Genomic DNA, 11,619 nt, shown 5'->3' with positions numbered 1-11,619 from the left:
TCATGCTGATCTACGTCCATATCCCGTTTTGTCACCGGGTGTGCCCCTACTGCTCATTCTACAAGCACACTCCGGGCGGCACATCGATCACGGGCTTCATCGACGCACTGGTTGCCGAGACGAAGTCCCGCCTATCGGCTCACACTGGCTCCCAAGCGAGGACCCTCTATCTCGGCGGAGGCACTCCCTCAATGCTCTCACCTGCTCACCTCAGGCGACTGTTTGATGGCTTGAAGCAATCCATCGATATCGCCGCGCTCGATGAGGTCACCCTTGAGGCGAACCCTGCAACATTCGACCAGCGCAAGGCCACCCTCTTCCAAGAGCTCGGCGTCAGGAGGGTATCACTGGGAATCCAGTCCTTTCACCCATCCACACTCAAGCGACTTGGCCGCGAACACAGTGTGGAACAAGCGATGGAGTCCGTCGAGACCCTCCGGAGCGCCGGCATGCCATCCATCAATATCGACCTGATGTTTTCCATTCCCGGTCTGGATCTGCAGGCATGGCGACAAACCTTGGAAATTGCGATCGGTCTGCGACCCGATCACATCTCGGCCTACAACCTGACCTACGAAGAGGATACCGCCTTCTTCGATCAGCTCGCCCAAGGACAACTCGATGCCGATCCCGATCGCGATGCCTGTCAATTCTTCCTGGGTGATGAGCTCCTGAGCGAGGCGGGCTACCGACACTACGAGACGTCCAACTATGCACGTCCCGGGCACGAGTCCTCCCACAATCAGGGTTACTGGAGAGGTGAGGAATACCTTGGGCTTGGTCCTTCGGCGGTATCGACCATCGGAACCACCCGCTCTCGCAACATCCCCGACACCGATCAGTACGTCGCGATGATCAAGGGCATTGGACACGCGACTTGCGACAGCGAGTCCCTCACTCCGGAGGCACTCCGGATAGAGCGCACCGCGCTTTTGCTTCGCACGAAGGACGGGATTCCACTCGACGGCTTGGACCCAGCGAAGGTCGACGCCCTGATCGACGAAAAGCTCGCCCTCAGTCAGGACGGCAGACTCGTGCTGAGTCGTGACGGGTCCGCCTTGGTCGACGCGATCGTGGCCGAGTTGATTTAGCCCCACCGCGCACTTTCTGCGTTGGAACTCCCAATCGGGACATGCAGACTCGGCCCGTGTCCGACGCCTACGCACTCGCCCGCAGCATCCTCTTCCGACTGAACGCAGAAACCGCCCACCACGCCAGCATGACGGGTCTCCGCCTGGCAGAAAAAACGGGCCTGCTTCCGCTCGTCTTTCCTGACCCGGAATGTGTCGCCCCGGTTGAAATCATGGGGCTGCGATTTCCGAACCGGGTCGGGCTCGCTGCAGGCTTGGACAAGGAGGGAAACACCATCGATGCCCTCGGCCGTCTCGGGTTCGGGTTCATTGAGATCGGCACCATCACCCCGCGCCCGCAGGCAGGAAACCCGAAGCCCAGGCTATTCCGGTTGATTGACCGGGAAGCCATCATCAACCGCATGGGCTTCAACAATCCCGGCATCATCGAGGGAGTTCGAAATGTCAGTCGCTCAACCCGCTACGAAGGAGTCATCGGATTCAATATCGGCAAGAACAAAGACACGCCCAACGAGCGCGCCGAGTACGACTATCTGACCAATCTCGCCGAAGCCTACCCGGTTGCGGACTACGTCGCGGTCAACCTGTCCTCACCCAACACACCCGGCCTACGGGATCTGCAGAGTGAGGATGCCTGCGCGCGACTGCTCGAAAAACTCAAGGCAGAGCAGGAGAAACTTCAGACACGCCACGGACGGCACGTCCCCCTGCTTTTCAAGGTCGCCCCCGATCTTGATCACGAGCACATCTCAGCACTCTCCAGAGTCTTCCTTGACGGAGGTCTGGATGGACTGATCGCGACCAATACGACGATCACACGCAACGGAGTGGAAGGACATCCGTTCGCTGATCAGGCAGGTGGCCTTTCCGGCAAACCTCTCACCAAGCGCAGCACCGAAATCATTCGCGCGTTCAGCAGCGAGCTCGGAGGAAGGATCCCCATCATCGGAGCAGGAGGAATCAGCTCGGCCGACGATGCCGTGGAAAAAATCCACGCTGGGGCATCGCTCGTCCAGGTATACTCGGCCTTCATTTTCCAAGGTCCCGCGCTCATTCACTCGATCGCAGATCGGCTCGATGAGTTGCCAGCCTGAGATTTCCGGATGATTTCCGGGAAAACGGCCTCCTACCCCACAACTGCCAACACCATGCTTCGCTCCCTCCTCCATTCTCTGGTTGCCTCTCTCGCCGTTCTAGCCCCTGTCGCGGCCCAGTTCCCGGATGATTCATTCGGGCTCGCCGAACAGGAGGAGGCCACCGAGGCCCGCCTCGTTTCCAGTGCCTCGAGCATTGCCCCTGGTGAGCCCTTCGACGTCGCCCTCGATTTGAAGCACCCGGAAGGTTGGCACAGCTACTACTTGAACTCGGGAGGCATCGAGGAGTCCCTGACGATCCGCTGGGAACTGCCGGAAGGATTTGAAGCCGGAGAGATCCAGTGGCCGACGCCGGAAGTCAAAGAGTCCTACTTCGGGAAAAGCTTCATCTATTCCGATTCCGTCACTTTCCTCATCACCATCACTCCACCTGCCGATCTTCAGGCTGGTTCGGAAGCCACCCTCACAGCCTGGCCGAAGTGGCAGATCTGCAAAGATCTGTGCAAGGATGAGCCCAAACCGGAGAAAGCATTCGAACTCAAGCTTCCTGTAGGGGATTCAACCGTCATCGATCCGGCGAATGCAGCGCTCTTTGCGGCCGCCAAGGCATCTCAGCCATCTTCGACGGATGCTTTTGAAGTCACGGCCTCATGGGTCGGCAAGAAGGTGGAACTGCGGATCACACCGGGGGAAGGTTCACCCGATCTATCCAAGACGGACTTCATCCCGGATCAAGCCTACGTCCTTTCCGCGAGCAGCGAGGGCAGCAGCATTGAGAATGTCGATGGCTCCTGGCTGTTCTCGCTCGGAACCAAGACCGAAAAGATCAACGGGGACAAGATCCCCAAGCCCGATGCACTGAGTGGAACGCTCGTCGGCGACGGATTGCCGGAAAGCGGACTGAAGATCAACGAAACCCCATTTACGAAGGCTCCAGTACCTCCTCTCGCCTTGGGGAAATTTCTTCCCATTCTCGGTGGGATGCTCATCGGCGGACTGATCCTGAACCTGATGCCCTGCGTGTTCCCCGTGATCGGCCTCAAAATCATGGGCTTTGTCCAACAGGCCGGCGAAGACCGGAAGAAAATCGTGATGCACGGCCTGGCTTTCACACTCGGCGTGCTGGTTTCTTTCTGGGCACTCAGCGGCCTGTTGTTCGCACTCCGATCCGCAGCAGCACCCGGTGAAGAGATCGGCTGGGGTTACCAACTGCAGAACCCGTGGACCATTCTCGTGCTGATGCTCCTCATGTTCGTCCTCGGGCTGAGCATGTATGGCGTATTCGAGGTCGGTTCTTCCGCAACCGGCGTGGGTGGCAAGCTGCAGTCAAAGCAGGGGGTCTCGGGTTCGTTCTTCTCAGGGATTCTCGCCACCGTGGTGGCCACCCCCTGTTCGGCTCCATTCCTCGGCGCCGCAATCGGGGCAGCCATTGCCCTACCCGCCGCCCAGTTCTTCCTCGCCTTCACCTTCATGGCGATCGGGCTGTCGCTCCCCTATCTGATTCTTTCGATCTTCCCCAAGCTGATCGACCTTCTTCCACGACCCGGGCCGTGGATGGAGTCCTTCAAACAGGCAATGTCGTTCCTTCTCTTCGCAACCGCTGGATTCCTTCTATGGGTCTATACCGGGCAGATCGGGCTCGAAAACATGCTCAACGTCATCATCGGCCTGACGCTGATCGGCATGGCGGGTTGGGTCTTCGGGCGTTGGGACGTGCCATCCAAGAGCCACAAGGTTCGTGGTATTGCCAAGGGGACAACCGTGGCTTTTGCCGTGCTGGGTCTGCTCGCGTGCAAGCCACCGGAGAAGTCTGCCATCGAGTGGGGCACCTGGAGCAACGAAGGGGTGGAAGAGCTTCTTGAGAACGATACGCCGGTTTTCGTGGACTTCACTGCGCAGTGGTGTGCCACCTGCCAACTCAACAAAAAGCGCGCTTACAGCGATCAGGTGGCCACCTTGATGAATGACCGGGGGATCGTGGCCCTGCGGGCCGACAAGACGAAGCCGAACCCGGAGATCGATGCCAAGTTGGAGGAACTCGAACGGAGCGCCATTCCCGTGAACGTTCTCTACATTCCCGGCAAAGAACCCATCATTACCCCTGAAATCCTGTCCTCCGACTACCTGGAGGAACTGTTCAGTTCTGAAGTCCCGGTTCCGGAGAAGGACGAGTAGCAGAAGCCAGCGAATAGGCGGTTCATTCGGGGGCTTGATCATTCGCCCTGCGGCTTTCACTCGCCAAATCGAGCCAAGCTCGCCAACCTCGGGGTGATGGAAGAACTGCCCCAACTCGTTCGCGATGACCCATGGCTCACGCCCTACGCAGATCACATCAAGCAGCGCCAGGTCCGGCTCCAGGAAAGCCTCCGGGAAATTGAGGCATCCCATGGCAGCTTGGCGAACTATGCCAATGGCCACCAACTGATCGGACTCCATCGCGTCGATGACAGGTCATGGCGCGTCCGTGAATGGCTGCCGAACGCCAAGGCGGTCTCGCTCGTCGGTGACTTCAACGAATGGGATGCGGATCGTCACCCACTCGCTCCCACCGAGCACGGCCTGTGGGAATGCTCACTCCCTGCCGATGCCCTGAAGCACGGCGATCACTACAAGCTGAGAATCACCGGGGTGGACGGTTCGGTCAGGGACCGACTGCCCGCCACCGTTCAGCGCGTGGTTCAGGACCCCGACACCCACGATTTCAGCGCCGAACTTTGGGAACCGACCTCGCCCTACGAGTGGAGGAACACAGCCCATTCCAGTCCGACGAAGAACCCCATCATTTACGAAGCACATGTCGGAATGTCGGGCGAAGAGCCACGGGTTCATTCCTACCGTGAGTTCGCCAATACCGTCCTGCCAAGGATTGCCGACGGAGGCTACAACACCGTCCAGTTGATGGCGGTGCAGGAGCATCCCTACTATGGATCCTTCGGCTACCATGTTTCGAATTTCTTCGCCTGTTCTTCAAGATTTGGAACTCCGGAGGACCTCAAGTATCTGATCGATACGGCCCACGGCCTCGGACTTGCCGTGCTTCTCGACATCGTCCATTCCCACTCGGTGAAGAACCTCTCGGAGGGACTCAACGACTTGGACGGATCAGGCAACCTGTATTTTCATGGCGATGACCGTGGCGAGCACCCCCAGTGGGATTCCAAATGCTTTGACTACGGGCGGGAGGAAGTCCGTCGGTTCCTTCTCTCGAATATCCGCTACTGGCTCGAGGAGTTCCAGTTCGACGGCTTCCGCTTCGACGGCGTCACGTCGATGCTCTACTGGCATCGCGGATCGACCTCGTTCGACCACTACGACAAGTATTTCGTCCAGGACGTCGACGAGGATGCCATCCTCTATCTCCAACTGGCCACGACCTTGGCCAACCAGCTACGACCGGATGCCATCCTGATCGCGGAGGACATGTCGGGAATGCCGGGCCTGTGTCGCCCGGTCGCGGACGGTGGAGCCGGATTCACCCACCGACTTGCCATGGGAGTTCCCGACTTCTGGATCAAGTTGCTCAAGCACTCCCGCGACGAGGACTGGGACATTGGCCAGATGTGGGATACCCTGACCAACCGTCGCCGCGGAGAGGCCAACATCGCCTACGCGGAGAGCCATGACCAGGCCCTCGTCGGAGACAAGACCCTCGCGTTCTGGCTCATGGATCAGGAGATGTACTGGCACATGGGACGGGGCGACGACCACCCCGTGATCGAACGGGGCATCGCCCTTCACAAGATGATCCGTCTTCTCACCTTCACCTTGGCGGGTGAAGGTTGGTTGACCTTCATGGGGAATGAGTTCGGTCACCCGGAGTGGCTGGATTTCCCACGACAAGGAAACGACTGGTCCTACCACTACTGTCGCCGGCAGTGGTCGCTCGTGGACAACAAGGAGCTCAAATACCACTACCTCGCCAACTTCGATCAGGCGATGACCTCCCTTTCCTCCGCCTTCGGCCTGCCCGGTCATGAGTTCCCGAACCAACTCAACCTCGACCCGACCAACAAGGTCATGTGCATCGAGCGCAATGGCCTGATCTTCGTCTTCAACTGGTCGGTCGATCGCGCGATCCCCGATTACCGGTTCAAGGTTCCGGGCACCGGGGAATACCGACTCGTTCTCGACACCGATTCCACCGGGTTCGGCGGACACGGTCGCTTGGACGCCTCGATCGCATACCCGGTCAACAAGGACGGCGAACTGTCCATCTACACCCTCGCGCGGACCGCACAGGTGTTCGCTCGAACCAAACCGGGCAGCGGATCCTAGAAGTCGCGGCGGACGAACATCCAAGCCCCGAAGCCAAGCACGACGAACTCGAAAGCGAGCGAAGTCCCGATGATGTAGACGGGTGAATGCCGCTTCAGGGCCGCTTCGGTCACTTCATCTTCCTCTGACCCGAAGCCGGACATGGCACCGATCAACTGGGTCATCGAAAACTCCCTCTCCCCCTCCACCGTGATGTAACGTTGCAGGAGGTTGATGGTGTCGGTCGTCTTCGGGAGCACCTTATAAGGAAGGGAGTAGAGCGCGTATCCCTCCCTGAAGTTCTGTTGCTCCTCATCGCTCAACCGCATCGTGCCGTCGCCGGTCGGGAGCTCCCCCATTTCCGCGGCCATGTAGATGTATTCTTCGGTGACCTTCGAAATCCAAGCTGCCCCCCAGACGAGGAGAGCCGCCAGCAGCGACGCCATCACGGACTTCGTCCGAACCCCAACCGTTACCAGGATGGACCAGAGATATGAGAACATCAGCACGATCAGGGGCACCGCCCAAAAGACGGACGGATTCCATGTCCCGACCCGGAATCGAATGGCAAAGAAAACGATCAGGCAGAAAATGGACGTTTGAAGAAACGCAAAAAGCAGGCCGGACAGATACTTGAATACAAAAAGCTTCAAGCGTCCGATCGGCTTGCACAACACCGTTCCCGCGCTGCCCTCCTGCATGAATGAGGGAAAGACAGGCGCACAGGTGACCAAGGCAAGGATGACTGCCACCCAGGATAGCCAGATATTCACCATCACCATGCTGAAGATCCCGAGATAGAACATTTCCGCCAGAGGAGACCCGGCCCGGATGAATTCGTTTTCCCAAGTCTCCACCCCGAAGAACAAGGTGATACCCTCCTCGTTGAAACCAATCGAGAAGTATAGAACCGCGGCAAGCACCGAGATGGCAAGGGTGATCCAGAACAGGGCCTTCGCCTTCAGCAAGCGAAGCGCATCGATGAAAACTGCCAAAAACTGGCTCATACGGCCTCCCCCTTCTGTCGATTCACCGCTTCCATGAAAACATCCTCCAGAGTCGATCGGACCTCATTGATCTGTCGGATCGGGCTCCCCGTCCCTCTCAACAAGTCGATCACCGGCTGGACCTGCTCCGCACCCTCCGCATGCACATGGATCGTATCACCCGCCACCGAGATCCCCTCCTCCTCGAGCGTCTTCCGTGCCTCCACCGGGACTGGTCCGAGCGTCTTGATCTCGTAGCGGTTCTCCGCGTGAGTCAGTTCTTCAACCGTGCCCTGCTTGACGATCGCCCCTCTCGCCATGATGGCCACCCGGTCGGCGACCTGCTCCACCTCACCTAGCAGGTGACTGTTCACAAAGACCGTTCGCCCTTCCTCCCGCATGCGCTCGATCAACTTTCGAATTTCAACCCTCCCCTCCGGATCCACACCGTCGGTCGGTTCGTCCAGGAACACGATCTCCGGTTCATTGACCAAGGCCTGCGCCAACCCCACGCGCTGCCGCATCCCCTTGGAGTAAGTGCCATTCTTGCGGTCGGCCCATTCCGCCATACCCACGATCTCCAGCAGATGCTCCGCACGTGCCTTCGCGACCCGCCTGGGAACCTTCGCCAAACCAGCGGAATACGAAATGATCTGGCGCCCCGTGAGGTAATCGGGAAACCGCGCGTGCTCGGGAAGGTATCCGACCCTTGCCAGAGTCTTGCGATGCCCGATGCGCTGCCCGAGGAGACTCCCGTCGCACCGGGTCGGACGGACGATGGTCAGCAGCGACTTCACCAAAGTACTCTTCCCCGCTCCGTTTGGCCCCAGCAGTCCAAAAACCTCGCCCTTGGGAACCGCAAGGGACACTCCTGCCAAGGCGACAAAGCGCCCGTAGCACTTTCTCAGTGTCCCGATATCAATGGCTAGCTCACTCACAGCCGTTCTTCTAGAGGCATGCCCTGACAAGCAAAAGCGAAAGATCCTCCCGCTTTACGCCCGTCCAATCTGCGCTAGCTTTTCAAGCGTCGGGAATAACCGATGGTCCAAGGCCTTCTCAACACCATGAAATCTCTGCTGTCGCTCATCATTCTCACCGTGCTTTCCTCCTGCAACGCCATGTCCGAAGAAGATAAAAAGCCCGCCGCCATGCCGGAAGTGCCCGAAGGGGCAGAAGTCATCACTCTGGGAGCCGGATGCTTCTGGTGCGTCGAAGTCGTCTTCGAGCAACTGGACGGCGTCTATTCGTCCACCTCCGGCTACATGGGCGGCACGGTCGCCAACCCCACCTACGAAGCCGTCTGCCAAGGGACCACAGGCCACGCCGAGGTCGTGCAAGTCGTGTTCGATCCGAAGAAGACGGATCTGAAGACCATCCTCGCATGGTTCTGGAAGGCCCACGATCCAACGACTCTGAATCGCCAGGGCGCCGACGTCGGCACCCAGTATCGCTCGGCGATTTACTACCAGGACGAGGCGCAGAAGAAGGTGGCCGAAGCTTCGAAGAAGGCAGCGCAAAGCGATTTCGACTCGCCGATCGTGACCGAGATCACCAAGGCTTCCACTTTCTACCCCGCCGAGGGTTACCATCAGGACTTCTACCTTCAGAACAAGAAGAAGAACGGCTACTGCCGTCTGGTGATCGAACCCAAGCTCAAGAAGCTCAAGCTGGACCACTAATCAACTCCACCCGGGCCCGCTATCCGGGACTCGCAAGAATTTGGCTGGCATCCCGTCCTCTGCTTCGGTCTCTTCTCCGCATGTCGAAATATGCAGGTGAAGAAGTTCTCGTCGTTCCTCGCTCACTCTTTGAGGAAATCGGCTCCTTCGAAGGGATACGCACCGAGAGCATGGATCAGGCGATCGAGCGACTGCTTGACCCCACGAACCACTTTTTCATGGATCGCGCGGCGGCTGAGGACGATCCAAGCCACAAGCAGTTGATTCCCTACTGCGTGATTCGATGCGGAGACCGCATCGTCAACTACACACGAGGCAAGTCAGGCGGCGAGTCCCGCCTCCACGCCAAGCGCTCCGTTGGTGTCGGAGGTCACATCAACCCGGTCGACACCGGCGGAGGCCGCACTGGGCCCGATGCCTACCAGGCCGCGGTCGAACGTGAACTTGAGGAGGAACTCGTCTTCGACCTGCCTCATACCAACACGATCATTGCCTTGTTGAACGATGACAGCAACCCCGTGGGCCAGGTCCACTTGGGCGTCGTCCACCTGATCGAGATCGAAGAGGAGGCCGTCCATTCCAACGAGGATGCTTTGGCCGATATGTGCTTCACCGACCTCTCGGAACTCAACGGCCCACTGTTCGAACGCCTCGAAACCTGGTCCCAGTTCTGCATCCGACATCTGGCCGGCAACTAGACCGAACCCGACGTGCGCCAACCCACCGGCCGTCCGTGCGCATGCAACCGGGCACCAGACGGGTCCGTCCGCAAGCTTCAGCCCACAAGCTGGGGTGAATCACCATTCGGTGCCGAGGCCATAGCGATCAGCAAGTTCAAACAACTCCTCGCGCATTGGCCACTCATCAGGCCGCTCGCTCACGGAGTGTCGCTTGCTGGCGCCCTTGAGCATCATGCAACCCGTGTTGTCCCCGATGGCCTTCACTTCCTCAATCTCCTCGGCTGACAAGCGTAGCTCTGGCATCACCGCGAACTCGCGAATCCGTTCCTCGATGGGTTTCGCCTGATCACTTGCCTCCTGGATGAAGGTCGGCACCACACTCTTTACCGGAGCCTGGCTCAAGTTCCAGATCGCCGCAAACTGGACCATCGAAAGGCCATGTCGTTCAGCGATGGACTTCATTTTCTCGATCTTCTCGAGCCCGTGCTCGACCCAGCCCTCCGGACGGTAGGCACGGTGGTCGCCGGGCTTGAACTCATGCCCCTCCTTCATGTCGCCGAAGAACAGCCCGCCGAAATCCACCACCCGGGTGAGCACATCGACGCCATGCTTCTCACAGGCAGGCAGGGCAAGACCCACCGGCCATGGCTCGAGAGGGTTCAGAATCAGCATTGCCCAGTCGATGGTCTCGCCGAACTGCTCCATGCAGTGAATCAGGTCGAGGGTGAAACCATTCGCCGGTCCGGGAGCAATCCCGAGCCGTTCTGAAAGCCCTTGAGACTTGAGATCCGCCATCCCTGACCAAACCGACTCGCTCGTGTAACCGATTTCGTCAGGATTGTGGAGCATCAGGAGGTCAAAGTGGTCGGTTTGACACTTCTCCAACGACTTTTCACAGGCCGACTTCATGTAGTCGGCGTAGCCTTCCGGGCCACGCAGTTCCGGATCGGTGAAGCGGGGATACCCTCGATTGCCCTGACGCTGTCCCTTGTGGAAATCGTGGCCCAGCATGCCCACCAAGCAGTAATCCTTCCGGTCGATTCCGGACAGCGCCTGTCCCAACAACTCATCCGCCTTCCCATTGCCGTAAACGTCCGCCGTGACGAATGTCCGGAAACCAGCCTCAAACGCGAGTTGGATACATCCCTTGTAACGTTCCTCGCTCAGCGTCTCTCCAAAGTGCATGAAACGTCCGCCGCTCCACGTTCCGTATGCCGTAGTGGTCAAATCCATGCCCGTCAAATAGGCGGCAAAACGCCCGCGGTCAACGGTCAGTCCGCAGCAAGCCGGCTTGTCACGCTCCCCCAAAACCCGCTAGTGTCCGCCATGGACAATCCCTACGCAGCCTCTCCTTCCGATCCCTCGCTCCAGTCGCATGCCGGAGTGACTCCCGCCATGGTCGAAGCCCTGCGCGCGACCAAGCCCTGGATCCGATTCTGCGCCATCCTCGGTTTCATCTGCACGGGGTTCATTTTCCTCGCTGCCCTCTTCATGGGCTTGGGAGGGGGGGTCATGGCCACCTCCCTCGGCAGCAGCAGTTCATCAGGTGGAGCCATGCCCTTCGCGGCGATGTCCGCCGTGTTCTCGATTGTTTACGTCCTGATGGGACTTCTCTACCTGTTCCCGTCCATCAAACTGTGGAAATACGGCAGTAGGATCGCCGAACTGATGTCCAGCCAGTCGAGCCAGGATCTTGAAGCAGCCCTCGATGCTCAGCGGAGCTTCTGGAAACTGGTGGGAATCCTCCTCGCCGTGTTCATCGCGCTCTACATCGCGGTGATCGGTGTCGTCGTCGTCATGGGCGTCTTCGGAGCTGCCATGACTCCCTGAAAAGA

10 protein-coding genes are annotated in these 11,619 nt (G+C 59.0%); 7 read left to right on the top strand and 3 right to left on the bottom strand.

The window, feature by feature from the left end; genetic code table 11:
• Positions 1-2 precede the first annotated feature (2 nt).
• From hemW to JIN81_RS03150, 4 genes are all read left to right on the top strand, one after another.
• On the top strand, positions 3-1,091 hold the full coding sequence (gene hemW, locus JIN81_RS03165; RefSeq protein WP_200276257.1) for a radical SAM family heme chaperone HemW: 1,089 nt from the start codon (positions 3-5) through the stop codon (positions 1,089-1,091).
• 56 nt (positions 1,092-1,147) lie between these two features.
• Positions 1,148-2,185, top strand: a complete 1,038-nt coding sequence (locus JIN81_RS03160) for a quinone-dependent dihydroorotate dehydrogenase (RefSeq protein ID WP_200276920.1) — start codon at positions 1,148-1,150, stop codon at positions 2,183-2,185.
• 54 nt (positions 2,186-2,239) lie between these two features.
• On the top strand, positions 2,240-4,360 hold the full coding sequence (locus JIN81_RS03155) for a protein-disulfide reductase DsbD family protein (protein ID WP_200276249.1): 2,121 nt from the start codon (positions 2,240-2,242) through the stop codon (positions 4,358-4,360).
• A 96-nt stretch (positions 4,361-4,456) separates the two neighbouring features.
• Entirely contained in the window at positions 4,457-6,460 is a 2,004-nt protein-coding gene (locus JIN81_RS03150) for an alpha-amylase family glycosyl hydrolase (protein ID WP_200276247.1), read from the top strand.
• On the opposite strand, the gene JIN81_RS03145 is transcribed toward JIN81_RS03150, so the two are convergent.
• On the bottom strand, positions 6,457-7,446 hold the full coding sequence (locus JIN81_RS03145; protein ID WP_200276245.1) for a hypothetical protein: 990 nt from the start codon (positions 7,444-7,446) through the stop codon (positions 6,457-6,459). The genes JIN81_RS03150 and JIN81_RS03145 overlap by 4 nt on opposite strands.
• Entirely contained in the window at positions 7,443-8,363 is a 921-nt protein-coding gene (locus tag JIN81_RS03140) for an ABC transporter ATP-binding protein (protein ID WP_200276243.1), read from the bottom strand. The genes JIN81_RS03145 and JIN81_RS03140 overlap by 4 nt, the downstream gene beginning before the upstream one ends.
• 126 nt (positions 8,364-8,489) lie before the next feature.
• Here JIN81_RS03140 and msrA point away from each other — a divergent pair, with 126 nt between their 5' ends.
• Positions 8,490-9,104 (top strand): peptide-methionine (S)-S-oxide reductase MsrA, encoded by a 615-nt coding sequence (gene msrA / locus JIN81_RS03135; RefSeq protein WP_200276241.1) that lies wholly within the window; start codon positions 8,490-8,492, stop codon positions 9,102-9,104.
• Between the two features lie 80 nt (positions 9,105-9,184).
• Positions 9,185-9,802: a hypothetical protein gene (locus JIN81_RS03130; RefSeq protein ID WP_200276239.1), complete on the top strand. Its 618-nt coding sequence runs from the start codon at positions 9,185-9,187 to the stop codon at positions 9,800-9,802.
• Between the two features lie 99 nt (positions 9,803-9,901).
• Here JIN81_RS03130 and JIN81_RS03125 read toward each other — a convergent pair whose 3' ends face one another.
• The gene (locus JIN81_RS03125; protein WP_200276237.1) at positions 9,902-11,017 is read right to left on the bottom strand and encodes an aldo/keto reductase; all 1,116 of its coding nucleotides are present in this window, start codon (positions 11,015-11,017) and stop codon (positions 9,902-9,904) included.
• Between the two features lie 93 nt (positions 11,018-11,110).
• Here JIN81_RS03125 and JIN81_RS03120 point away from each other — a divergent pair, with 93 nt between their 5' ends.
• Positions 11,111-11,614: a DUF5362 family protein gene (locus tag JIN81_RS03120; RefSeq protein ID WP_200276235.1), complete on the top strand. Its 504-nt coding sequence runs from the start codon at positions 11,111-11,113 to the stop codon at positions 11,612-11,614.
• Positions 11,615-11,619 lie beyond the last annotated feature (5 nt).

This window comes from Haloferula rosea (assembly GCF_016595525.1).
GTDB classification, from domain to species: domain Bacteria; phylum Verrucomicrobiota; class Verrucomicrobiia; order Verrucomicrobiales; family Akkermansiaceae; genus Haloferula; species Haloferula rosea.
This window is presented reverse-complemented; position numbering and strand designations above follow the sequence as displayed.